This window comes from [Erwinia] mediterraneensis (assembly GCF_900604315.1).
GTDB classification, from domain to species: Bacteria; Pseudomonadota; Gammaproteobacteria; order Enterobacterales; family Enterobacteriaceae; genus Pantoea; species Pantoea mediterraneensis_A.
In genome coordinates, this window is record NZ_LR026978.1 from 174,654 (window position 1) to 199,360 (window position 24,707).

General features: G+C 56.5%; 15 protein-coding genes. 5 read left to right on the forward strand and 10 right to left on the reverse strand.

What is annotated here, in order from left to right; genetic code table 11:
* Nucleotides 1-35 precede the first annotated feature (35 nt).
* From E0E17_RS00745 to apbE, 3 genes are all read right to left on the reverse strand, one after another.
* Nucleotides 36-1,688, reverse strand: a complete 1,653-nt coding sequence (locus E0E17_RS00745; RefSeq protein WP_130830832.1) for a multidrug ABC transporter permease/ATP-binding protein — start codon at nucleotides 1,686-1,688, stop codon at nucleotides 36-38.
* 98 nt (nucleotides 1,689-1,786) lie between these two features.
* Complete coding sequence (gene alkB, locus E0E17_RS00750) at nucleotides 1,787-2,428, reverse strand: DNA oxidative demethylase AlkB (protein ID WP_130835417.1); 642 nt, start codon at nucleotides 2,426-2,428, stop codon at nucleotides 1,787-1,789.
* 14 nt (nucleotides 2,429-2,442) lie between these two features.
* Nucleotides 2,443-3,444, reverse strand: coding sequence for an FAD:protein FMN transferase ApbE (gene apbE / locus E0E17_RS00755; protein ID WP_237680808.1), 1,002 nt, complete (start codon nucleotides 3,442-3,444; stop codon nucleotides 2,443-2,445).
* Between the two features lie 199 nt (nucleotides 3,445-3,643).
* On the opposite strand from apbE, the gene E0E17_RS20165 reads away from it, so the two are divergent.
* The gene (locus E0E17_RS20165; RefSeq protein WP_165446196.1) at nucleotides 3,644-3,793 is read left to right on the forward strand and encodes a hypothetical protein; all 150 of its coding nucleotides are present in this window, start codon (nucleotides 3,644-3,646) and stop codon (nucleotides 3,791-3,793) included.
* 121 nt (nucleotides 3,794-3,914) lie between these two features.
* On the opposite strand, the gene ompC is transcribed toward E0E17_RS20165, so the two are convergent.
* The 5 genes from ompC to E0E17_RS00780 form a co-directional block, all read right to left on the reverse strand.
* On the reverse strand, nucleotides 3,915-5,024 hold the full coding sequence (ompC, locus tag E0E17_RS00760; RefSeq protein ID WP_130830834.1) for a porin OmpC: 1,110 nt from the start codon (nucleotides 5,022-5,024) through the stop codon (nucleotides 3,915-3,917).
* 589 nt (nucleotides 5,025-5,613) lie between these two features.
* Nucleotides 5,614-6,783 carry a beta-barrel domain-containing protein gene (locus tag E0E17_RS00765; protein ID WP_130830835.1) on the reverse strand — a complete coding sequence of 390 codons (1,170 nt, stop codon included), beginning with the start codon at nucleotides 6,781-6,783 and terminating at the stop codon, nucleotides 5,614-5,616.
* Nucleotides 6,780-8,921 (reverse strand): type I secretion system permease/ATPase, encoded by a 2,142-nt coding sequence (locus E0E17_RS00770; protein ID WP_130830836.1) that lies wholly within the window; start codon nucleotides 8,919-8,921, stop codon nucleotides 6,780-6,782. The genes E0E17_RS00765 and E0E17_RS00770 overlap by 4 nt, the downstream gene beginning before the upstream one ends.
* Nucleotides 8,922-8,950: 29 nt before the next feature.
* Nucleotides 8,951-10,300 (reverse strand): TolC family outer membrane protein, encoded by a 1,350-nt coding sequence (locus E0E17_RS00775; RefSeq protein WP_130830837.1) that lies wholly within the window; start codon nucleotides 10,298-10,300, stop codon nucleotides 8,951-8,953.
* Between the two features lie 289 nt (nucleotides 10,301-10,589).
* The gene (locus E0E17_RS00780; protein WP_165446197.1) at nucleotides 10,590-12,524 is read right to left on the reverse strand and encodes a hypothetical protein; all 1,935 of its coding nucleotides are present in this window, start codon (nucleotides 12,522-12,524) and stop codon (nucleotides 10,590-10,592) included.
* A gap of 777 nt (nucleotides 12,525-13,301) precedes the next feature.
* Here E0E17_RS00780 and E0E17_RS00785 point away from each other — a divergent pair.
* From E0E17_RS00785 to rcsB, 3 genes are read left to right on the forward strand one after another with little or no spacing between them, the layout of a single operon-like run.
* A complete protein-coding gene (locus tag E0E17_RS00785) occupies nucleotides 13,302-14,456 on the forward strand; it encodes an MFS transporter (protein ID WP_130830839.1) in 1,155 nt (384 codons plus the stop codon).
* Between the two features lie 22 nt (nucleotides 14,457-14,478).
* Nucleotides 14,479-17,130, forward strand: coding sequence for a phosphotransferase RcsD (rcsD, locus tag E0E17_RS00790; RefSeq protein WP_130835418.1), 2,652 nt, complete (start codon nucleotides 14,479-14,481; stop codon nucleotides 17,128-17,130).
* 1 nt (nucleotide 17,131) lies between these two features.
* A complete protein-coding gene (gene rcsB, locus E0E17_RS00795; protein WP_130830840.1) occupies nucleotides 17,132-17,785 on the forward strand; it encodes a response regulator transcription factor RcsB in 654 nt (217 codons plus the stop codon).
* Nucleotides 17,786-17,836: 51 nt separating this feature from the next.
* Here rcsB and rcsC read toward each other — a convergent pair whose 3' ends face one another.
* Together rcsC and gyrA are read right to left on the reverse strand one after the other, a co-directional pair.
* A complete protein-coding gene (gene rcsC, locus E0E17_RS00800; RefSeq protein ID WP_130830841.1) occupies nucleotides 17,837-20,686 on the reverse strand; it encodes a two-component system sensor histidine kinase RcsC in 2,850 nt (949 codons plus the stop codon).
* 217 nt (nucleotides 20,687-20,903) lie between these two features.
* Nucleotides 20,904-23,540, reverse strand: a complete 2,637-nt coding sequence (gyrA, locus tag E0E17_RS00805; protein WP_130830842.1) for a DNA topoisomerase (ATP-hydrolyzing) subunit A — start codon at nucleotides 23,538-23,540, stop codon at nucleotides 20,904-20,906.
* A 166-nt stretch (nucleotides 23,541-23,706) separates the two neighbouring features.
* Between gyrA and ubiG the strand changes: the two genes are divergently transcribed.
* A complete protein-coding gene (gene ubiG, locus E0E17_RS00810; RefSeq protein WP_130830843.1) occupies nucleotides 23,707-24,435 on the forward strand; it encodes a bifunctional 2-polyprenyl-6-hydroxyphenol methylase/3-demethylubiquinol 3-O-methyltransferase UbiG in 729 nt (242 codons plus the stop codon).
* Nucleotides 24,436-24,707 lie beyond the last annotated feature (272 nt).

Sequence of the window (24,707 nt, forward strand, 5' to 3'; positions counted from 1 at the left end):
TAATAACCCTTTTAGCTAAGCTATATCAACTGACATCAGGCACGGCTTTCGGTGCGTTTTACCGCATCCAGCGTCGCCATTTCGCGCTCGCTGCCGGTCAGTTCGCCCAGCTGGCCGTCGCGCATCTCCAGCAGGCGATCCGCATGAATAAAGTAATGATCGTCATGACTGATGGCGAAAACGGTTTTGCCCTCCGCCTGCAGCCACGGCAGGATCTCCCGATAAAACACGCGGCGGAAATGGGGATCCTGATCGGCGGCCCACTCATCCAGCAGCAGGATGTCGCGCTCCTCTGCCACCGCCAGCAGCAGCGCCAGACGCTTGCTCTGCCCTTTCGACAGCTCGAGATTAAGTACGCGATTTCCTTCCAGCTTCAGCTTATCCTGCATTTTCAGGCGCGCCAGCCACTGCTGCACCAGGGCAGGATTGGCGGGTTGACCTTCCGGGCCGGTGAGACGATCAAACAGATGCACATCGGTGAAGACCGCTGAGAAATGTTTGCGCCAGGCGTCAAGATCCTGCGCGTCGATCGCTTCGCCATCCAGCAGCAGCGTACCGGAATGAGGCCGGTAGAGACCGGTAAGCAACATCGCCAGCGTCGATTTGCCGCTGCCGTTGCCGCCAATCAGAAACACCAGTTCGCCACGGCGCAGGGTCATATTGATGGGACCAACGGCAAATCCATGATCCCCATAATGAAAGGTGACGTCGCGCAGCTCCAGCGTCTGCCAGGGCTTGCGCGGCACCAGCGCGCTGAATTGCGGCTGATACTCAGCCAGATGAAAGGCATTCAGTTTACGAAACGCGACCTGGGCACTCAGCAGCGTGGGCAATGCCCCTACCGCCGCCAGCAACGGCGTGCGCAGAAACAGTAACGTCAGTGAAAAGGTGGCCGCCACCGCGGTATTGGCCCAGCCGAGGGTATTGGCCATAAAGAACACCATCCCTATCGAGCCGAGCATCATAATGTTTGACCAGTTCACGGCGCTCAGGTGGTAGGTATCGGCACGCACGATATGATGACGATAGCTGCGGGCATCCTCCTGATAAACGGTGTCGTAAATCAGCCGGGCACGCTCACGGTTAAGCTGCAGCTCTTTTCGTCCGTCGATAATCGTCTGGTAATCGCGATAGAGATTGTCTTCCAGATCACGCAGCTTCGCCATGTGCTGATAGACGCGGGAAACCAGCAGCCAGCCGCCGATCAGGGTGATGGTGATCCAGAGCGTGGTCACCAGCAGCATCTTCGGCGACAGCCAGGCCAGCCAGAGCGCCGACCCCAGGGTGATGATAATCCCCTGAATCAATTCCGGCAGACGCACAAAGGCGATGGTAATGGCGCGTACGTCACTGGTCAGGCCCGCCAGCAGCTGCGCACTGCCGATCTGCTCAATGCGCTCCACCTGCGTATCAAGGATGCGCTTGATAAATTCGCCGCGCAGGCGCCAGACAAAGTGATGCCCCAGCAACGTCAGCGCCAGCTGCGAACCGAGGGTCACCGCCATCAGCAGCACCAGCAGCAGCAAAAATTTCGGCAGCACGCTGAGTGAGGTATTAATGGAGACAATCAGTTCCTGATTGATAAAAGCAATGATGCCAATACCCAGCGCGGCGCTGAGCAGCGTCAACAAAATAACGCTAATAAACGGCCAGCGATACTGGCGAAAGACCACGTGAAGCAACGCCATTAACAGTTTCCATGGGTGAACAAAGCAGCCAGCAGTTTAATGCGATGCGAAATGATAGCAATGATAATTCTTATTATCGTCAGCGAAAGCGCCCGCACTTAACGGGCACGGCGGAAGGTCAGATTATAGCGCCAGGCACCGGCCAGCGGATGGACTCCCGCCTTCAGCGGCAGAATACCGTGATAGCGCAGGCGCGCCGGTCCGCCCCACACCACGATATCCCCATGTTCCAGCAACACGCGCTGCGTCGCATCACCGCGTGCAAAGCCGCCAAACTGAAAAACCGCGGGTAAGCCGAGCGAGACGGAAACAATTGGCTGCTGCAGATCTTTCTCATCTTTATCCTGATGCAGCGACAGTTTGGCCCCGGGCGCATAGCGGTTAATCAGGCAGGCATCGGGCGTAAAGTGGGCAAAACCCGCCGCGCGCGCGGCCTGCTGCGCCAGCTGGCGGAACAGTACCGGCATGGCGGGCCACTGATGTCCGCTTTCCTCATCTTCTGCGCTATAGCGATAGCCGCGCAGGTTACTGGACCAGCCAACATCGCCGCAGTTGGTCATGGCGACCGACATACGATGCCCGCCCGGGGTCAGCAGATGACGGAATGGATGCCGTGCGGCAATCGCCGCGATTTCCGCCAGCAGCGCTTCCCCCTGCTCGCGTGCACGCCGACGTAAAATCAGCGCTCCCTCCGCCAGCGGCTCCTGCCAGGGCGCTTCGTCATTAAACAGATCGAGCATCATTTTCTCCTCCGCTACTCATCGCCGATCAGAAAGGCAGCAAACTGTGGCGACATCCAGCTGACAAAGCGATCGCCCTCTTTACTGATCAGGTAAACCGCCAGCTGTTCTTTTAACGCCAGCGCCTGCGCTTTTTCACTGCCCAGCACCATCAGGCCAGTATCCCAGCCGTCCGCTTCCAGCGCTGTGGGCGCGATCACTGTCGCTGATACCAGCTTATGCTCAATCGGCCGACCGCTGAGCGGATCGATCACATGGGAGATGCGCTTGCCATCCAGTTCATAATAGTTGCGATAGCTGCCTGCGGTGCTGATACCGTGCCCCTGCAGATCGACCAGCGCCTGCACCGCGTTTTCCCGATCGGTGGGTTTCTGGATCGCCACGCGCCAGGGACGCCCCTGCGGGTTTTTGCCCCGGCTGAGCACCGCTCCTCCAACCGACACCAGATAGTCCCGGATGCCCTCCTGCTCCATCAGGCGTGCCAGATGATCGGTGGCGTAACCCTCACCCAGCGTGGAGAGATCAACAGAGAGGGTCGGCAGATCTTTTTGCAGCCACTGCCCGGCAACGCCCTGGATCACGCGCAGGTGCTGCAGACCGGTTTGCGCTCTGGCCGCCGCGATCTGCGCCGCATCCGGCGTATGAACAGGCTGTTTTGTCGGGCCAAATCCCCACAAGTTCACCAGCGGCCCGAGGGTAATATCCATCGCACCGCCAGTTTTCTGCCCGATGCGCAGCGCGACGGTGACAATATCGGCCATACCGGCGTCCACCGGCTGCGGCGCGCTGCCCTGATAACGATTAAAGCGCGACAGCACCGAATCCGCTTTCCAGGTAGAGAGATTGTGGTCATCCGCATCGAGCTGCTGCTGAATACGCTGGCGCAGCTGCGCTGCCCGTGGCGGCTCCAGCGCCGCCACGCTGACCCGCCACTGCGTGCCCATGGTTTTCCCTTCCAGCACCTGAGTGCCCGGGGCGTTATCACAAGCGCTGAGCGTCAGCAGCGCCAGCAACATCCAGATTATACGCATCTTCTTTTTATCCTTCTCTCTGTCAGGCATTCACAAGCGGCCCCGCACCAAAAATAGTCAGCTGCACCAGCCGGAAGCGCGGGCAGTGTAACAAACTGAGCGGGAAATCCGTGGCTGTCAGAGCGATCAGGCTGGCATGGATAATGCACGAACAGAAAGACCGCACACTAATACGAGGTATCCCATGACGAAAAAGAGATCTTCGCCTCCCGACTGGCAGCACTGGCTGCGCTATTCCGCTTTTACCCTGGCGGGAGTGGCGCTGGAGGGGACGATGCCACAGAACGATAAACAGCCGCAGCCCAAATCCCGTACCTGGCGATCGACGCACTGAGCCGCCGTGGCAGTCACTGGCATATTAACAGGATAAAAGCAGAGAAAAGGATGTGTTGCGGGGCTAATACAGGCGGGCAGAGCAAACCGGGAGCGCAGCCGGTGGCCGCGCTCCCCTGCAATCAGAACTGATAAACCAGTCCCAGTGCTACGACGTCATCGGTATTGATACCGGCTGCGTCGGTGAACTCGTTGTCATCCAGCAGGTTGATCTGGTAATCAACATAGGTAGACATGTTTTTGTTGAAGTAGTAGGTCGCACCCACATCAACATATTTTTTCAGGTTCTGTTTGCCATAGGTCTGCAGATCGGTGGCGCGCGAAGTCACGAATGCCAGAGAAGGACGCAGACCGAAGTCGAACTGATACTGTGCCACCAGTTCCCAGTTATCCGCTTTATCCGCATAACCGAAGGCGCCGGAATTCACGGAACCAAAGCGGGTAGCATTGTAAGAGCGGGTATACATCGCAGCCAGGTAGACGTTGTTAGCGTCATATTTCAGACCGCCGGTGTAAGCTTCCGCTTTGTCACCACGGCCCAGCACGCCAGCCTCGCCACCATTCTGCTCGTTGGTACGGTCAGACTGGAACATCGCTGCACCAATACCGAAACCAGAGCCGATGTCATAGGTGGTGCTCAGGCCCCAGCCGTCGCCGTTCTGGCCCAGCACATCGCGACCATTCGGAGACTCTTCAGGGCTGTCGTTTTTACCCTGGTACTGCACGGCAAAATTCAGGCCATCCACCAGACCAAAGAAACCGCTGTTACGGTAGGTGGCAACGCCGTTGCTGCGCTGGAACAGGAAGTTATCTGCGCCGTAGGTATCACCGCCGAATTCAGGCAGTACGTCAGTCCAGGCGCCAATGTCATAGGCAACGCCGTAGTTACGACCGTAGTCGAAAGAGCTGCCGTCGCTGAATTTCAGACCCGCAAAGCCAACACGGGTAAAGCTGTCAGCGGTATTTTCTGACTCGGCGTTGTTCAGGGCAGCCTGATATTCCCACTGGCCATAACCGGTGAGATCGCTGGTGACCTGGGTTTCGCCTTTAAAGCCGAAACGGACATAGGACTGGTCGCCATCGGAACCGTCGTTATCAGAGAAATAGTGCAGGCCATCAACTTTACCGTAGAGATCTAATTTGTTGCCGTCTTTATTATAAATCTCAGCTGCGCCTGCTGAGCCTGCCACCAGTAATGCAGGAACCATCAGGGAGAGAACGCGAAGTTTCATTTTATTACCCTCTGTTATGTGCCTTATATTTGCCACTGCGAGCTGAACGATTAAAAATTCAGCCGGCAAACTCATTGTTGATATATAGCGGGTAATAATCTATCTCGAAAATGCTACGAATTTTCCGAAAGTGTTTCAGTGTATAAAATGTTTATTTCTAAATGTAAATATTGCGGAACTTCTCATCAGCACGCAGTGTTAAAAAATAGCGCACAATTTGATAAACCGGTTTATGAGCTATTAAAATCAGCTGGTTAGATTAAAATATTATGAGCACTGAATGATAAAACTTTCGCGCTGTCAACGCTTACAATGGATTCCGCTATCATCATTTATTTCATTATTACCTTCATTCACCCCGAATGAGATGTTTACCCTTATTCTTGCCGGGCCTTGTGTCCGGCTTTTTTTATCCACTCTCGTTACGCTTTGATTTTGTCAGCTTGTTTTTGCCCATAAAAATAGTTGGTTAAACGAAGCGCATTATTTGTTAAGCATTTCACATTTTGTTTTCCTTATTTTACCAGAGAGATACTTACTTAATTTCCGAAAGTAACCAGGTAAAGATAATTTTCTCCGGCCCGCTATTTCAGCGCTCCCGCATCGCTTCCTTAACCTTATTTAGCGGCTTCAGTAAATAATCCATCACGGATTTCTGGCCCGTTTTAATTTCGACATTCGCTACCATACCGGGAACTATCGGGAAAGTACGGCCAGCGTGGTTAGTCAGTTCCGCTTTTTGCGTGCGTACCCACACCCGGTAATAGAACTGATCGCGTTTTACTTCGTCCTGCAGAGTATCTGGCGAGACGCTTTCCACTGCTCCGGTGAGGTTACCGTAGATGGCCGGATCATAAGCCGTTATTTTCACTATCGCGGGCAAACCGGGACGGATCCAGGCGATATCGCGTGGGTTAATGCGCGTTTCAATCAGTAACTGATCCTCCAGCGGCACGATCTCCATCAGCTTGCCGCCCGGTTCCAGCACGCCGCCAACGGTAGTGACCTGAATGTCCTTGACAATACCACGCACCGGCGAATAAAGCGTGGCGCGTTCCAGCTGATCCTCTTTCCCTGACAGTACCTGCAGCTGCGCCTCCAGTTCGGCGTTGTTTTTCACCTGCTCTTCGTGAGCGCGTACCAGATAATTGTTGCGCGCCTCGTCAATTTTCCCGCGCAGGTCGCTGACCTGACGGCGCAGCCGAATTACCTCCACTTTCCCGGCCGCCCCTTTCGCCACCAGCGGCTCCGTCATGCGCAACTCGTCCTGTACCAGCCGCAGCGACTGCTGCAGGTTGTTAATGGTCTCCTTAAGGTTACGACGACGCGACTGCCAGAGCTGGGTTTCCCGTTGCACCAGCTCGGGAACCTGCAGCGTTTCGCTGCTGAACTTCAGCGGCGCATCCGCCAGTTCAGCCTGCAACCGTTCCGCTGAGGCGCGCAGGGTACGCACTTTCGCCAGCGCCTCGCCAAAGCTGGACTGAAAACGGGTAGGATCGAGTTTCGCCAGGATCGCCCCTTTCTCCACGATATTGCCTTCGTGCACGTTCAGCATTTTCACAATGCCGCCATCCAGGCTGTCGATCACCTGAGCACGGCTGGAGGGGGTCACCTTGCCGGTACCTACCGTGACCTCATCAAGGATAGCGAAGTGCGCCCAGAGCAGGAACAGCAGCAATGCGGCGCTGCAGATCCAGATAATCGCCGACGTTCTGCGTTCGTGGCGCGCCAGGTCTTTGTCGATCATCACCAGACTCATGCGGTTTCTCCTTGTGCTGGCGCCTTGCCCATCGCACGGCGCAGGATCGTATCACGCGGACCATCGGCGACGATGCGACCGTTATCCATCACCACAATACGATCCACCATCTTTAACAGCGTCGGACGATGGGTCACCAGCACCAGTGTGCGGCCAGCGACCCACCCCTGCAGTTGCCGCACCACATACTTCTCCAGTTGTTCATCCATGGCGGCGGTGGGCTCATCCAGCAGCACCACCTGCGGCTGACGCAGGATCAGACGGCTGAGCAACACCATCTGGCGCTGTCCGCCGGACAAGCCGCGTCCGCCCTCGTTAATGATACGATCGAGACTGGCCGCGTCCTGCTGCACCAGCGACAGCGCGCCGCTGACGCGCAGTGCCTGTAACATTTCCTGCTCACTGGCGTGAGGATTACCCAGCATCAGGTTCTGCCGCAGCGTACCGAAGAACAGACGCGCGTCCTGCGAGAGCCAGCCGAGCTGGCGGCGTAAATCCACCGGATCGATGCGGCTGATATCAACGCCGTCCACAATAACGTTGCCCTGCGTCGCCTGCGCCTGGCCGGCCAGCATTTTCAGCAGCGTCGATTTCCCGGCACCCACTTTGCCGAGAATAGCCACCCGTTCGCCGGGTTTAATCTGCAGCTGCTGGATATGCAGGCTATTTTTCTGATTCTCATCATCCCAGCTGTACTGGACGTTGCGCAGATCGTAATGGCCGGTCAGGGTTGGACAATGCGCCAGCGTCGTGGCGTCAGGCTGATCGAGCGGCTTTTTCAGCAGCTCATCCAGCCCTTTCATGGCGCTTTTCGCATGTTGCCAGCGCGAAAAAACCATGGTGAGCTGCATCAGCGGCGCAATGGTGCGCGACGACAGCAGGCTGCTGGCCACCAGGGTACCGGTAGTGATGTGATTGTCGAGCACCAGATAAACGCCAAACACCAGCATCCCGGCATAGGTAAGCTGCTGAACGGTGGAAGCCCAGCCGGTCAGGCGCGCCCCCCATAGCCGCTGCTGATTGCTGATGGCGGCACTGACTTCATGGGTCTGCTCCCACTGGCGCTGAAAATAGGGCTCGGCCTGCAGCGCTTTGATATCCTCAATGCCCTCAATGGTTTCCACCAGCACGGCATTGCGCAGCGCCCCTTCACGCAGCCCCTCTTTCGCCAGCCGCGCCATCGGGATTTGTACCAGCAGGCCGGGAATAATAATCAGCGGAATCGCCAGCAGCGGGATCACCACCAGCCAGCCGCCGATAAACGCCATGATAAACAGGAACAGGATAACGAAAGGCATATCCGCCGCCGCGCCCAGAGTGGTGGAGGTCAGCAGCTCGCGCACCTGGTCGATTTCACGCAGCTGGGAGATAAAGGAGCCGGTAGATTTGGGGCGCGCTTCATTGCGGATATTCATTGCGCGGGCAAACAGCATGGCAGAGACCTTCAGGTCGATGCGTTTCCCCATCAGGTCCGCCACCTGTGTGCGCATCAGGCGAATCAGATACTCAACGGCAGCCGCCAGCAGCACACCGGCAAACAGCACCCAGAGCGTGGATTGCGACTGCGCCGGGATTACCCGATCATACACCTGCATCGAGAACAGAATCCCCGCCAGCGCCAGCACGTTACCCACTACCGATGCCAGCGAGATTTCGGCGATACGCCGTCCCATGCCGCGAAAATTTTTCCAGAACCAGTGCGCCTCATAAGGCTGAATAAATTCATCGATACGCGCATCGCGCCCGCGCGCCGCCACGCCCACAACGCCCACCTCAGGCTGGCTGCGCGCCAGCAGCAGCGCCAGCTCGCTTTCGCGCACCACTTCCCCGCCTTCACTCAGCCAGTAACGCACCTGGTTATTGCTGTCGATAGCCTCGATCACTGCCACGCTGCCATTTTCCAGCATCAGCACCACCGGGGTAATCTCCTGACGCCAGCGCAGCCGGGTATGTGGCAGCAGGGTGAGATGCAGACCCAGCAGGCCCGCCAGGCGCTCCAGCTGCTGTTCCGCCGACAAATGTGCAAACCAGCGCATCTGCTGATGCAGCGTTTTGCTGTCAGCTGGCTGACCAAAGCGGGCAGCCACGCGCAGCATGGCCGCAATCCAGTTATCGCTATTAATGCTTTGTGAAGTCATGTTGAAAACCTTGTCGTGCGTACGCCACGCTATTGCAGGGAAGGAAGGAGTTCGCCGCTGCTCTTTTCGCGGTCGATGCCCATGATGTCGAGCAGGTTGTCAACCGCGGCGGCATAGCGCACCGTGGCATCCCAGCTGTCGTAAAACGCCATCAGGCGCATGCTGTCCGCCTGAAACACATCCTGTTCCACGCTGAGCAGGTCGTTCAGGCTGCGTTTACTCAGACGATATTCATCGGCATAGACGTTACGGGTATGTTCAGCGCTGGCCAGCTGGGCCTCACCGGCAAGCTGACGCTGCTGAGCGCCATTCATCTCGGCCCAGGCGGTCGAGGCGTGCTGATCGATATCGAGTTTGGCCTGCTGCACCGCAGCCTGCGCCGCTTCGCGCTCCCCTTCTGCCGCCCGGGTGCGCGCGCTCACCAGCCCGCCCTGATAGAGCGGTGCTTCAACCCGCAGCTGCAATTCATCATCCCAGTAAGAACGGCGATCATTTTCGTAGCGTGTACGCCCCGCCTCCAGCCTGATGGTGGGCCAGTGGTTCGCCTGCGCCTGGCGCACCCGCTCGCGGGCAGCAACCTGCTGCGCCTGAGCGCTGCGTACCGCCGCGCTGCGCGACCAGGCAATGTTATCCAGCCTGATTTGCTGACTAAGCAGCGCCTGCGGCAACTCCGGCAGCGAGTCGGTGACCACGCCGGTAAAGACGGTCAGTTGTGCCTGCGCCGAACGCTGTTGTGCCAGATACTGTTCAAGGGTGGCGCGCATCCCCGCAAGGCGCGTTTCCGCCTGCAGCACGTCCGATTGCGAGTTGAGTCCGGCATCGGCACGCATTCTGGCGATGTCGCGTACATGCTGCAGTGAGGCGATATTGGCGCGTGCGGCTTGCGCTAACGAGTGATAGCGCTTCACCTGTAAATAGGTCTGCAGGGTATTTTGCGCCACCGTGGTCATGGTGTTGTAGAGGCTGTAGCGCCAGGCGTCAGACAGCGCCTGCTGCTCATCGATGGCGCCGCCGGTGCGGCCAAAGTCGTACAGTAGCTGACTGAGAGTGATGCCGCCCGAGGCGGAGTTGTTCAGGCTGCCGGCAGAGTCCGTCTGACGGGAGCGGCCGCCGCTGGCTTGCAGGGAGATTTGCGGATACCAGCCACTCTCTGCAGCGGCCAACTCCCCCGCCCCTACATGAATCTGGGCGGCGGCGCGGGCGATATCCGGATGCCGGGCAAAGGCACGTAAGATGGCTTCGCGTAACGTCAGGCTGGCCCGTTGTTCCTGCTGCGGCGCGGCCTGCCAGTTAAAGTCCGCCAGAGGAGCGGCCTGCGTCAGCGGCGCAAACAGGCCGCTACAGCCTGACAGACACAGGGAAAGGATAATTTTTTTCATAAGTCACACCAGCAAACGATCTTATTGTCATTGTGTTTTCCTGGTGTTTACAGCAAAGGCCGCGCCAGCAGCGCAGCAAAGAAAAAGCGATTTTTTAAATAAACGCGTCCGGCAAAAAGCGCAGCGCTGCCTGTTGGCCTTTACAGTAATAGTTCAGATTTGCCGCTTCGTCCTGCGAAAAGTTGATGAATTTTTTATTATTTTTTTGTCGTACAAAAGCTGAACAGCAGGCAGCCGAAAAGCGCTCTGCCTGCTGCTGCCGGCCCCGTGGTTGATCAACCACGGTTGTTCATACCAGTCCCGGCACCACGTGCTGCGTCTGCAGCAGATCCGCCAGCGTCACTGATATCGCGGCAGTTGCCGTGCTGTCTGCATCCTGTACGTCCGGCGCCTGCCAGTGCCCTTCGTCGCTTTGCAGCCGGGCAAGCTGACTGACATCCGCCGTTTCGCTGTCGGAAGCGGACGTTGCGGTTTCGGTTTCGGTTTCGGTTTCGGTTTCGGTGGTCAGGTTATCCAGCCAGCGATCGAGATCGCCATTTTCAATCGTGCTGTCAGTCAGCGGGGCATCCGGGGCGGGGGTAGAGAAGTTATGCGTCTCCACGGTGAAAAAGTTGGTCAGGGTGCTGGAGGCGCTGTTGCCATACTCATCCTGCTGCCACACCGTCACGGTCACCGGCCCGTCCGGCAGCGCCAGCAGGTCTTCACTGCTCAGCGTGACCATCCCCTGCTCCGGCTGATAGGTTTTGCCGTTCAGGGTCAGACTTTTCACCCCTTCAATATAAAAACTGAGATCGCTTTGCGCCTCTTCCCTGCTCAACACCATATCTCCGCCGATGTTAAGTTCATAGTAGACCGGCGGCAGCGTAGTGATGATGTTGAACTCAAACTGACCATCAACAAAATTGCCCGCCACATCCTGGCTCCAGGCGTGCAGCTCGCCCCGATGGATAAAATCCGCCACCTCATCAGCCGGGATCAGCAGGCTCCAGCGGCCATCCGCCTGCACGCTGGCCTGATAATCTTTGCCGCCGCCATCATTGAGAAAGAGCGTCTGGCCGGGCAATACCTGGCTCAGACTGCCGGTCAGCAGCAGGTCCTGCTGCAACTCCAGCGCATTCACCACGTTATCGCGGGTGACATTATCAAAATGGATATCGGGCAGGCTCTCCCAGTGGGTGATAAGCGTCACGTCGGCGTAGGTCGTAGCCAGCTTGCCGTTGGGATCGGTCGCGCTGACCTCAACGCGCCAGATGCCATCCGGAATAGTGCTCAGCTCGGTGTCGGTAAGTGACACCCACCAGCGACCGTCGCTGTCGACCAGCCCACGATAACTCTGACCGTTAAGGGTGGCCGTTACCCAGGATCCGGCGGGCAGATGGGTGGAGCTGCCGCTGATCTGCATCCCGTACATCCCCTCCTGACAGCCTACCGCGTTATCTTCCATAATCGGATCCAGCGTCAGCGTCGGCATCACGCTGCGATCAACATACCAGCCAAAATCCACCCCGGTGGTGGTGCTGTTACCCGCTTTGTCGGTGATAGTCAGCGTGAAACTGTAGTTGCCATCAGGCAATCCCTGCATCGCGTCGGACGGCATGGAGGCGTTCCAGTAGCCCCACTCATTAACGCTACTCTGCCAACTCTGATCGCCAAAGGTCAGGGTAACGGTGGATCCCGGCTCGGTTTCCGCCCGTCCGCGCACATGAATGCGATTATTCGCCTCCCAGGCGGCAACCACGCCGTCAGCCGCCACGGGTTCGTAAATGCGCAGCGCATCCGGCGCGTGGGTATCTTTGCTGAAGGTCGCCTGGGCGACATGCTGCTCCCCGGCACTGTTGCTGGTGCTGAGCTGTACGCTCTGTTTACCCTCTGCCAGCGCCTGCAGCTGATCGCGCGTCATCTCCAGCGTCCAGCGCCCCTCTTCCGTCACTTCCGCCTGGTAGCTGCTGCTGCCGAGCGTAACCGTGACCTCCTGATCGCTGCCGCTCAGTCCGCTGCTGCCGCTGAGGGTTTGCGCGCTGCTGCTCTCCGCCAGATTCAGCCATCCGTCGGCAAAAAGCGTGTCGATAGCAGGCGCATCGGCAGTCTCCGCCGTTAGCGGCTGCGCCGCCTGCGCGGTCATGGGGGTGGCAGGAGGAAGGGTAGTGTCGGTCGCCAGCGAGCCCAGCGCCTGTTCAAGACGGGCCAGGCGGGCGGCGTCAGTGTGATTGCGGTTTGCCATCATTAACCTCGTGTCAGGAAAGCACTTATGCGCCGTCATGCAGGCGGCAGAACTCACGCTTGCAGACGGCCGTGTTTGTGCGGGCTGCAAAAAGCCCGTTTCACCTGGTGGAATCGGTTACCGACAAGGTAACAAGAAGGCATGACCGCAAAGGCGCAGTCAGGATAGCGAACCTGCATCAGCAAGCTGACTTTATGTTTTTTTAACCGCACGCAGCCAGCAGCAACAGTCCCGGCTGAAGAAGATTACGGGAATAACGCGCTGGTGACGCCCGGGAGCAAACAAAAAGAAAAATCAGCAAAGGCACATGCCCCTGCTGATTTCATTAATCTACCTTGAGTATTGTGCGCGGGTAAAGCCCCCGTTTTTATAAATTTAAATTCAGGTTTGCTTTTTAATCAGAAATAAGACGCGGGTGCTGATAGCTGACCACAATCTGAAAAGTGTTATTCGCAGAAGGCGGGCGAAAAAAACGGCTGAATCAGGCAAAACCCTCGCCCGGGAGGCGGCAAGAAGAGATAGCTCATCAGTGGAAGGTGACGCTGACGGCGTTTTAGCGGCGAGAAGCAGCAGATAATTTGATTTAAGTGCGGCACAACAGGATTTCTCAGACCAGGAAAGTTCTGGAAAAGAAAATTCTGCGTTAAAAAAGCGGTAAAATCGCGCTTTTGCAGGCTATGCCAGGCGTCTGGAAACAGATTTCAGGCCTGTTTTGCAGGAAATTTCGCCAGCAAAGCTTTACTGCTAAACTTGGCCTTTTCTTAATGTAAGAATTTTATTATGACTGCACTGGACGCGACTCAGCAAAACAAAAAGGCCCAATACCGCCAATGGGCCACCCGTATCATTTTTCTGATTAACGGACTCGGGATGTCAGCCTGGGCGCCGTTAGTGCCTTTCGCGCGCGATCGTCTTAGCCTGAACGGCGCCTCGCTCGGCGCCCTGCTGCTTTGCCTGGGGATCGGTTCGCTGGTGGCGATGCCGCTGACCGGTTCGCTGGTGGGGCGTCTCGGCTGCCGCCGGGTGATGATTGGCTCAACGCTGTTGATTCTGCTGACACTGCCGCTACTGGCGATCCTGCATTGGGTGCCTGGCATGGCGGTCGCCCTGATGTTGTTTGGCGCCGGGCTGGGTACGCTCGATGTCGCGATGAATTATCAGGCGGTAGAAGTGGAAAAAGCGGCAGCACGACCGATGATGTCGGGTTTCCACGGCTTCTTTAGCCTCGGCGGTATTCTCGGTGCCGGTGCGGTCAGCCTGTTAATGAGTACTGGCCTGACGCCTTTGTTGTCCGTGGCGGCGGTGATGACCGTGATGGTGATACTGCTGCTGATCAGTTTGCCTGCCCTGTTAAATGAGCGTCTGCATCAACCCAATCAGCCCTGGCTGGTACGTCCGCGCGGCTGGGTGGCTTTTCTTGGCATGCTCTGTTTTATCCTGTTTCTTGCCGAGGGCGCGGTACTGGACTGGGGCGCGCTACTGCTGATGCACAATAAGCTGGTGCCCGCGGCTCATGCCGGTCTCGGGTATGCGGTGTTCTCTGTTGCCATGACGCTGGGACGCTTTACCGGTGACAAAATTATTCTGCGCTTTGGCCGTTATCCGGTGATGCTGACCGGCGCGCTGGCGGCAGCGCTGGGCGTGACGCTGCTGGTCTTCGCCCCCTGGCCGGCACTGGCCTTTGCCGCGTTTCTGCTGCTGGGCTTTGGCCTCGCCAATACGGTACCGATGTTATTCAATGCAGTGGGAAATCAAAAGGCTATGCCAGCGAATCTGGCCATTTCCGCCATGACAACGCTGGGATATGCAGGTATCCTCTCAGGTCCGGCCTTAATAGGTTTCCTTTCCCAGTCGATAGGGCTGAATAGCACGTTTTTACTGATCGCTCTGCTGCTGCTGGCGGTAGCGGCCAGTGCCCGACTGGTTGCGCGATAATTTCAGGTGCCTGATAGCTATGTTGCCCTATAAGTTTCCCCTGACATCCAGCAATGTCACCCGTTTCTTTGTCATTTTTAATCTGGTGCTGCTGCTGGCGCTCGGCTTTATGGTGTATAACACCTTTAATGCCTGGCTGGCTGAAAAGCGCTATGCGATGGTCGATCTGTCGCATAACATCCAGAGACGCATCGACGCCTACCGTTTTGCCACCTGGCAAATCTATGAAAATCTGGCTACCAGCGCCGCCGGAACGCCGCCGAGCAACAGCCTGCAGGAGACGCGCCTGCGTCCCGACGTTTATTATCTGGAAAAAACGCGCCGTAAAACAGAAGCGTTAATTTTCGGATCGCACGACAGCAGTACCCTCGACATGACCATGCGCATGTCAGGCTATCTCGATACGTTGTGGGGCGCGGAAAATCCCACCTGGTCAATGTACTTTCTTAATGGTCAGGACAACAGCCTGATTATGATCTCTACCCTGCCGCTGAAAGATATGGCCACGCGTTATAAAGAAAACACCATCAATTTGCTGGTGGATGCGCGCCGTGGCGAGATGCTGCAACAGGCGAATGCGCTGGATGAGCGCGAAAGTTTTTCCCCGCTGCGCCACTTCGCCTGGCAAAACGATCACTATTTTACGCTGCGGACCACTTTCAATCAGCCGGGGCATCTGGCGACCGTGGTGGCTTTTGACCTGCCGGTGAATGATCTGATCCCGCGTAATATGCCGCTGGAGAATTTCCAGTTGCGTCAGGATGAGGCGATAGCGGACAGCAGCGATGAAGGAGGCGCGGACAACACCCGCATCTCGCTGGTGAACCCGAATATCGAGATCGCCGCATCGTTACCCAGTACCCCGCTGCAGCTGGTGTATCGCGTGTCGCTGGGCAGCCTGGTAGTGGATACCCTGCATAATCTGTTGTGGCCGCTGTTGATTAACCTGCTGCTGTTCGTGCTCTCCATCAGCGGCATGCTGCTGCTGCGTCAGCAATCGCTGCGTCCCAGCGAGAACCAGAGCGCTGAACTCGATTCGTTGCGGGTACTGAACGAAGAGATCGTAGCCAGCCTGCCGGTGGGGCTGCTGGTGTATGACTTTGCCAGCAACCGTACCATTCTCAGTAACAAGATCGCAGAACATCTGCTGCCACACCTGAACCTGCAGAAGATTATCAATATGTCCGATCAGCATCAGGGCGTGCTGCAGGCCACTATCAACAATGAAGTGTATGAAATCCGCCACGCGCGCAGCGTGCTGTCGCCCCATACACAGCTGTTTATGATGCGCGATCAGGATCGTGAATTGCTGGTCAACAAGAAGCTGCAAAAAGCACAGCAGGTGCTGGATCGCAATCATCAGATGCGTCAGCAGCTGCTGCAGAACCTCGGCCATGCGCTGAATCGCCCGCTGGAGAAAATCGTCGCCCGGCTGGTGCAACTCAGCCAGCAGACGGAAGAGGAAACCGTGCTCGATGTGCTGGATGAGAGCCAGCGCCTGGCGCGTCTGGTCGATGACGTGGTGTTGCTGAACCGTCTCGAGGCTCACGACTGGTCTCCCGACGCCACGGTATTTAACCTGCAGGAGATGCTGGACGAGATCGCGCTGGATATCCTGCCCCTGATGCGGCGTAAGGGGCTGTCACTGGTGATCAATAACCATCAGCCCAATGATGAGATGCGTCTGGGAGACCGACGCGCCGTGCGCAAGGTGCTGGCTACGTTGATGCATTATGCCCTGACCACCACCAGCTGGGGCAAAATCACCCTGGATCTGCAGGCGGCGGCGGATCGCCCGGATCAGCTCATCTTCCAGCTGGTGGATACCGGCGCCGGTTTGCACGGCGACGAACTGGCGAACGTCGATTTCCCTTTCCTCGGGGATACCGCGCAGGATCGCTACGGTCAGGCATCAGGCATGGCCTTTTTTCTGTGTAAACAGCTGTGCAAACAGATGGGCGGTACGCTGGATATCGTCGCCAAAACAGATATTGGCACACGCTACACCTTCCAGCTGCCGATGGCGCTGGAGAAACAGGCGCAGCAGGAAGAGAAACTGCTGGAAGGCGTGACGGTGCTGGTAGAAATTGCGGTAGAGGATGTGCATAAGATTGTCTGCCGTCATCTGGAAAACTGGGGCGCGAAATGTCTTACCCCGGACGAACGCATTTCTGGCCAGGATCACGATATTCTGGTCACCGATGATCCGGCAAAACTGAGCGGCTGGGCGCTGCTACTGGCCGATGATGAACCTGGCCACCATGCGCTGAGCGAACAGCAGTATCGGGTCAACTTCAATCTCAGTAATGCATTACTGGATGCGTTACTGGCACTGATTGAGAAACAGCTGGCCCATGATGTAATGGAGGATAATGCTGACGATGAATCCCCGGCCCCGCTATTAAGTGGTGGCTACTTTCAGCTGTTTGTAGAGACAGTACCAGATGATGTAAAGAGACTGTATACTGAGTCGGCGGAAAAGGACTACGCTTCGCTTGCTCAGACAGCGCATCGCCTGAAGGGCGTGTTTGCCATGTTAAATTTACTTCCGGGCAAACAGCTTTGTGAAGAGTTAGAACAGCACATTAAAGCCTGTGACGATTCAAACATTAAAAATACCACCAGTGACATTGACCATTACGTCAACGAACTGCTGCAGCAAGGTAACCAATAAGATGAATAACCTGAATGTAATTATTGCCGATGACCATCCAATCGTTCTGTTTGGTATTCGTAAATCTCTGGAACAGATTGAGTGGGTTAACGTTGTAGGTGAGTTTGAAGACTCGACAGCACTGATTAACAGCCTTTCTAAGCTGAATGCCAACGTTCTGATCACTGACTTGTCGATGCCAGGCGAGAAGTATGGCGACGGTATTACACTGATCAAATATATCAAACGTCACTACCCCGATCTGTCGATTATTGTACTGACCATGAACAATAACCCGGCGATCCTCAGTGCCGTGCTGGATCTCGATATTGAAGGCATTGTATTGAAACAGGGCGCGCCCACCGATCTGCCGAAAGCGCTGGCAGCCCTGCAGAAAGGGAAGAAATATACGCCGGAGAGCGTGGCAAAACTGCTGGAAAGAATCAGTGCCGGCGGTTATGGCGACAAGCGCCTGTCACCGAAAGAGAGTGAAGTGCTGCGTCTGTTCGCGGAAGGCTTCCTGGTGACGGAAATCGCTAAAAAGCTCAACCGCAGTATCAAGACCATCAGTAGTCAGAAAAAATCGGCCATGATGAAACTGGGCGTAGATAACGATATCGCCCTGCTCAACTATCTCTCTTCCGTCAGCACCACACCTGCTGCTGACAAAGAGTAACCCCCTGTAACGCAGACGGCGCTGTTGCCGTCTGCGTTCTTTCCGTCCGCGTTATCCTTCCCGGCTTTTCCGCACCCGTTCCGCATAAAGCGCCAGGGTAGTTTTCAGCACGTCCAGCGTAACCGGTTTCGACAAACAGTTATCCATCCCGGCTTCCATACAGCGCTGTTTCTCTTCCGCCAGCGCATTCGCCGTGACCCCGATCACCGGGAAGACATGGCCCAGCTGGCGCAGACGCTGAGTCAGGCGGTAGCCATCCATGTTCGGCATGTTAACGTCGCTCAATACCATATCGATGTCGCTGCGACTGATGACATTCAGCGCATCCACGCCATCCTGCGCCGTTTTCACCTGGTAACCGAGGGTGCCTAATTGCTCCGAGAGCAGCATGCGGTTGATAGGATGGTCATCGACGATCAGCACCATAATGTCATCGTTGCTGACGCTTTCCACCATCGGTGACGGCAGCGAAAGCGGCGCGTCTTCGGTATCGATGCTGATGCGGTAGATACGACCCAGCAGTACCGCCAGTTCATGCGGCGTTGCCGTGCTGTGAATCCAGTAGCCAGGGCGCACTTCCTGCGCCATATCATTATGCTGACCACTGAATTTAACCACTGCGCGCAGCGGCTCGGCCAGCTCAACCTCGTAGTCCGTCAGCAGCACATCATCACTCTGCGCTGCGCCCTGAAAGCGATCCACCTGAATGCCCTGCTGACGTAACAGGCGCAGCAGGAAGCTGGCGAGATAATCATTGCGCATCTCGATCCAGATCTGTTTCTCCTTTAGCCCATCGAGCGCTGGCGGCGACGGCGGTACGCCGCGATAGATCGGGATACGCACCACAAACTGGCTGCCCATACCAGGTTCAGATTCCACTTCGATGTCGCCATCCATCATATTGATCAGTTTTTCACAGATGGCGAGCCCCAGACCGGTGCCCTGGAAGTTACGCTGTACGCCGCTGCCGACCTGGAAGAAAGGATCAAACAGGCGCGTCACATCTTTTGCCGGGATCCCTACGCCAGTATCGCGTACGCGGAAGGCCAGGTAGCCCCCTTTGACACTGGCGTGGAGAATAATGCAGCCGGTATGGGTGAACTTGATGGCGTTATTCAACAGGTTGGAGATGACCTGCTGCAGACGCAGCGGATCGCCATCCAGCGACAGCGGCACATCATATTCAATAAAGCAGTAGAGGGTCAGGCGCTTTTTCACCACCAGCGACAAGTAGTTAGAGGCGATATGGGTAATCACCTCGCGCGGCGCAAAGGGACGCGGTTCAATCTTCAGCTGCTCAGACTCGATTTTTGAAAAGTCGAGAATGTCGCTGATGATTTTTAACAGCAGGCTGGAAGAGTTGTTCATCGCGGTGACCAGCGACTCGACCCCTTTCGGCAGCGGTTTGGTCTGCAGCAGATCCAGGTTGCCGATAATGCCGTAGAGCGGCGTGCGCAGTTCATGGCTGACGGTGGCAAGGAACATCGATTTCGACTGACTCGCCTGCTCCGCCGCCTGCGCCATCTCCTGCAGCGACTGTTCCATACGTACACGCGCCGACACGTCCACCAGCACGCAGATCGCCACATTTTCATTGCGATAGCGCGAGTGTACAAAGCTGATTTGCAGGTTGGTGTTGCTGCCGGTCAGCACATCCACAAAGTTAACCTGCTGACCGCCAATAATTTCATTGAGCCGCTGGCGATCTTCCTGCGTCAGCAACGTCAGGTAATTGTGCGCCAGTTCATTACTCAGCAGGTTGGTGCCATCCCGCGTACGCAGGATACAGATACCCACCGGTGCGGAAGCGACAATTTTGCGGTTGAACTGCTCATGCTCTTCCAGGCGATGCGCGTTCTCTTCCGCAGGCAGAAACATGCGCCGTTCAAACAGCCAGGCGAGAGTGAACAGGACCAGGGCGCTGATGATATTCAGCAGCAGCGCGTTGATCAGAATCAGCCGCAGCTGCCCCATCAGTACATTGGTGGGCACAGACCAGACCACACTCAGCCCGGAGGGCGGCAACGGCTTTTTCAGCACCAGCTGACGATAGCTATCCATATAACCGAACCAGCTCTTCTCTTCCGGCAGTTCTTCGAGGGAGAAGCCCAGGCCTCCCCGGCGTGACGTCAGCAGCGGGCGGTGATTTTCATCAATAATGGTGGCAACAATGGGCAGGCTGCCGGGCTGAATAAACTCGTCCAGGCGAATATTTTGTTCGACGCCCAGCAGCGCCTGCAGCTTGTTAGCCACATACACTGGCATCACCATATAGAAATTGCCGACGCCGGGCTGCGTGCTGGCGCTAATCCAGTACAGTGGGTTACGCCGCTCCTCTTCATTACTGTTACGGTAGTGCAGCACACGCTCACGCAACAGCTTCAGGCTGCGATCGCGATCCATATCACTGCTGCCAATGGTGAAATCCGCCAGGCACTGGCTTTCGCCACCGACAAAAAACACACGGTTCAGCTCATAGGTGGTCGCGAAGTTGCTTTTCCAGTAGTTAATGAAGTAACTGAGTGATTCCAGCGAATTACGCCAGGTGCTGCTTATCGATGAGCAGTCGGCATCTGAAAACAGCGGTGTAAACTGCGGCTGCGTCTCTTTACTGGGCAGCACGCGGTTGAGCATATCCAGTCCGCTGGTGGAATTAGTGAGACGATTCTCAGTGATATATTTCAGCTGGCGCATCATGTCCGCAGAATGGCGCACAAACCATTCCGTCTGACCATAGTTGCTGCTGAACTCCTGGCGCACCCGGGTTTCTTTGCTGTGCAGCAGGTTAATAATGTAAAAGGTGGTGAGTACGGCTCCCAGCGTCCAGAGCAGCAGCGCCAGCGCCCGGAACAGATAGCGCGAGATTCGAAGCGTGGTACGAAAGGAGACGAGATATTTCAAGGGAAGCTCACTACAAAAAGGTATCAGCGTGACGGTTAAGAATGGGAATACACTAGCTTTATCACGCAAAAAAAGCCAGCCGGGGTGCAGTCTGTTATGGCCCGCAAAATCCGGCAGCGCTGAAATAAAACCGGCAGGTCAGGTTGCCCTGTCCTGCCGGAGAGATTGCCTGCGCGGCGCGGCGTCATGGGTCTGACGGCTCGCGCTGCACGCTCAGTTACTCGTCATCTGCCTCTGGCGCATCATCTTCGGGTTCGACTTCCGGGGCCAGATCTTCATCCCCTTCCGCGACGCTACCGTCAATGGTGTCCAGCTCTTCTTCCGCTACCGGCTCTGCCACACGCTGCAGGCCGACCACATTCTCATCTTCCGCCGTGCGGATCAGGATAACGCCCTGGGTATTACGTCCCACAATGCTGACTTCCGAGACGCGGGTACGTACCAGCGTACCGGCATCGGTGATCATCATGATCTGATCGCTGTCCACCACCTGCACCGCGCCGATAACCGGGCCGTTGCGGTCGGTCACCTTAATGGAGATGACCCCCTGCGTCGCACGGGATTTGGTCGGATACTCGCTGGTTGCGGTACGTTTACCGTAGCCGTTTTGCGTGACGGTGAGAATAGCCCCTTCGTCACGCGGTACGATCAGCGATACCACGCGGTCGCTTTCCGCCAGCTTGATGCCGCGTACCCCGGAAGCGGTACGGCCCATGGCGCGTACGGCGGTTTCGGAGAAGCGCACCACCTTGCCAGCGGCCGAGAAGAGCATCGCTTCGTCGTTGCCGTTGGTCAGCGCCACGCCGATCAGCTCATCATCTTCACGCAGGTTGACGGCGATAATACCGGCACTGCGCGGACGGCTGAACTCAGAGAGCGCAGTTTTCTTCACGGTGCCGCTGGCGGTAGCCATAAAGATATTGAGGCCCTCTTCATACTCGCGCACCGGCAGAATGGCCGTGATACGCTCATTCGCTTCCAGCGGCAGCAGATTGACGATTGGTCGGCCACGGGCACCACGGCTCGCTTCCGGCAGCTGATAGACCTTCATCCAGTAGAGTCGGCCACGGCTGGAGAAGCAGAGGATGGTATCATGGGTGTTCGCCACCAGCAGACGATCGATAAAGTCTTCTTCTTTGATACGCGCGGCTGATTTGCCTTTGCCGCCACGGCGCTGCGCTTCATAGTCGCTGAGCGGCTGATACTTGACATAACCCTGATGCGACAGCGTGACCACCACATCTTCCTGATTAATCAGGTCTTCGATATTAATATCAGCCGAGTTAGCGGTGATTTCCGTCCGGCGCTCGTCACCGAACTGATCGCGCATCGCAATCAGCTCTTCGCGGATCACTTCCATCAGGCGCTCAGCGCTCTGCAGGATGTTGAGCAGTTCCGCGATCTGATCCAGCAGCCCTTTGTACTCGTCGAGCAGTTTTTCATGCTCCAGGCTGGTGAGTTTCTGCAGACGTAAATCGAGGATCGCCTGCGCCTGCTGCTCAGTCAGATAATATTTGCCGTCACGGATACCGAACTCCGGCTCCAGCCACTCCGGACGTGCGGCATCATCACCGGCACGCTCCAGCATCGCGGAGACGTTGCCCAGATCCCACGCCTGGGCGATCAGGCCGCTTTTCGCTTCCGCCGGGGTCGGCGCGCGACGAATCAGCTCGATAATGGGATCGATATTGGCCAGCGCAATCGCCAGACCTTCCAGGATATGAGCACGGTCGCGCGCTTTGCGCAGTTCAAAAATGGTACGACGCGTGACGACTTCGCGACGGTGACGCACGAAGGCTTCAAGGATCTCCTTGAGCGCCATAATTTTCGGCTGCCCCTGGTGCAGCGCCACCATGTTAATGCCGAAGGAGACCTGCAGCTGCGTCAGCGAGTAGAGGTTGTTAAGCACCACCTCGCCCACCGCGTCACGCTTCACTTCAATCACGATGCGCATGCCGTCTTTATCGGATTCATCGCGCAGGGCACTGATACCCTCAATGCGCTTCTCCTTTACCAGCTCGGCGATTTTCTCAATCAGGCGCGCTTTGTTCACCTGATACGGAATTTCGTGAATGATGATGGTTTCACGACCGGTTTTCGCGTCCGTTTCCACCTCGCCACGGGCGCGGATATAGATTTTGCCGCGTCCGGTACGATAGGCCTCTTCAATGCCGCGACGCCCATTGATAATGGCGGCGGTCGGGAAATCGGGGCCCGGAATGTGCTCCATCAGCCCTTCAACGCTGATGTTCTCATCGTCAATGTAGGCGAGACAGCCGTTGATCACCTCAGTGAGGTTATGGGGCGGAATGTTGGTTGCCATCCCCACGGCGATACCGGACGAGCCGTTGACCAGCAGGTTCGGGATTTTAGTCGGCAGAACTTCAGGGATCTGTTCGGTGCCGTCGTAGTTCGGTACGAAATCGACCGTCTCTTTTTCCAGGTCAGCCAGCAGTTCATGCGCGATTTTTGCCATGCGCACTTCGGTATAACGCATCGCTGCGGCGGAGTCGCCGTCGATGGAACCAAAGTTACCCTGACCGTCCACCAGCATGTAGCGCAGGGAAAAAGGCTGAGCCATACGGACGATGGTGTCATACACAGCGGAATCACCATGCGGGTGATATTTACCGATGACGTCCCCGACCACACGGGCAGATTTTTTATAGGGTTTGTTCCAGTCATTACCCAGTTCGCTCATGGCGAAAAGTACGCGACGGTGTACAGGCTTCAGGCCATCGCGGACATCGGGTAAGGCACGGCCAACAATGACCGACATGGCATAATCGAGATAAGAGTTTTTTAACTCTTCTTCGATATTAACCGGTGTAATTTCTCTTGCAAGGTCGCTCATGGAGCCGCTATCCCTCTACATAATCCCGGATTTCAAAGGTGCGAAAGTATATCACATTTCCTTGCTACGGTGAACGTAAACCGCCGTTTTACTTTGGCGTTGCACATGCCTATTCCGGCGTTAAACGTATATACTCAGGAGAAATTTTGTCAGGAGTAGCAATTCAATGAATGCACAACCTCAGGAGAGCCGTCAGAACGTTGACAACCAGGAGATCGCCAAGTTTGAAGCTGTGGCTTCACGCTGGTGGGATCTGGAAGGTGAATTTAAACCTTTACACCGTATTAATCCGCTGCGCCTCGGCTATATCGCGCAGCACAGTAACGGTCTGTTCGGCAAGAAAGTGCTGGATGTGGGCTGCGGCGGCGGCATTCTGGCGGAAAGCATGGCGCGTGAAGGCGCGAACGTCACCGGTCTCGATATGGGGGCGGAACCGCTGGCGGTGGCGCGTCTGCATGCCCAGGAGAGCGGCGTGACGCTCGACTATATTCAGCAGACCGTCGAAGAGCATGCCGACCAGCACCCCGGCGTCTATGATATTGTCACCTGTATGGAGATGCTGGAGCATGTGCCCGATCCGCGTTCGGTGGTACACGCCTGCGCCCGGCTGGCGAAACCGGGAGGCGAGGTCTTTTTCTCGACTCTGAACCGCAATCCGAAAGCCTGGCTGCTGGCGATCTTCGGCGCGGAATATCTGTTGCGCATGGTGCCGCGCGGCACCCATGACATCAAAAAGTTTATTCGTCCCTCTGAGCTGCTCGGCTGGGTCGACGAGACGTCGCTACGTGAACAACATATGATCGGTCTGCACTACAACCCGCTGACCAACAAGTTCCGTTTAGCGCCAGGCGTTGACGTGAACTATATGGTGCATACGCGCGCGGTAAAATCTTAACCCGTCCTGCTGCGGGAAACGCATCGCGCTTTCCCGCCCTCCCCGCTCCCGGCCTGGCGGTTCTCTGCGCAGCACGAAAAGTCGCTGCGCGAAAAATCAGCGATCGATCAAAAAATTGATTTTTTTGTTCTGCCCGTTGACAGAGTTGAGCGCCTTACGGGATGCGGGCTTAAGAAATATCGCAAAAAAAGCAAGCCCTCCGGACCACAATTTTGGGGGTTGTGAACCGCTGCAATCACACTAGAATACTCACCATGTAGTATATTTTTTTC

Bases quoted from the DNA above. Each gene is read 5' to 3' on its own strand.
- gyrA (WP_130830842.1), bottom strand. From the start codon at position 23,540: ATGAGCGACCTTGCAAGAGAAATTACACCGGTTAATATCGAAGAAGAG.
- apbE (WP_237680808.1), bottom strand. From the start codon at position 3,444: ATGTTGCTGGCGCTGCTGACGCTCAGCGCTTGTGATAACGCCCCGGGC.
- alkB (WP_130835417.1), bottom strand. From the start codon at position 2,428: ATGCTCGATCTGTTTAATGACGAAGCGCCCTGGCAGGAGCCGCTGGCG.
- E0E17_RS00780 (WP_165446197.1), bottom strand. From the start codon at position 12,524: ATGATGGCAAACCGCAATCACACTGACGCCGCCCGCCTGGCCCGTCTT.
- E0E17_RS00745 (WP_130830832.1), bottom strand. From the start codon at position 1,688: ATGGCGTTGCTTCACGTGGTCTTTCGCCAGTATCGCTGGCCGTTTATT.
- ubiG (WP_130830843.1), top strand. From the start codon at position 23,707: ATGAATGCACAACCTCAGGAGAGCCGTCAGAACGTTGACAACCAGGAG.
- ompC (WP_130830834.1), bottom strand. From the start codon at position 5,024: ATGAAACTTCGCGTTCTCTCCCTGATGGTTCCTGCATTACTGGTGGCA.
- E0E17_RS00775 (WP_130830837.1), bottom strand. From the start codon at position 10,300: ATGAAAAAAATTATCCTTTCCCTGTGTCTGTCAGGCTGTAGCGGCCTG.
- E0E17_RS20165 (WP_165446196.1), top strand. From the start codon at position 3,644: ATGACGAAAAAGAGATCTTCGCCTCCCGACTGGCAGCACTGGCTGCGC.
- E0E17_RS00770 (WP_130830836.1), bottom strand. From the start codon at position 8,921: ATGACTTCACAAAGCATTAATAGCGATAACTGGATTGCGGCCATGCTG.
- rcsB (WP_130830840.1), top strand. From the start codon at position 17,132: ATGAATAACCTGAATGTAATTATTGCCGATGACCATCCAATCGTTCTG.
- E0E17_RS00765 (WP_130830835.1), bottom strand. From the start codon at position 6,783: ATGAGTCTGGTGATGATCGACAAAGACCTGGCGCGCCACGAACGCAGA.
- E0E17_RS00785 (WP_130830839.1), top strand. From the start codon at position 13,302: ATGACTGCACTGGACGCGACTCAGCAAAACAAAAAGGCCCAATACCGC.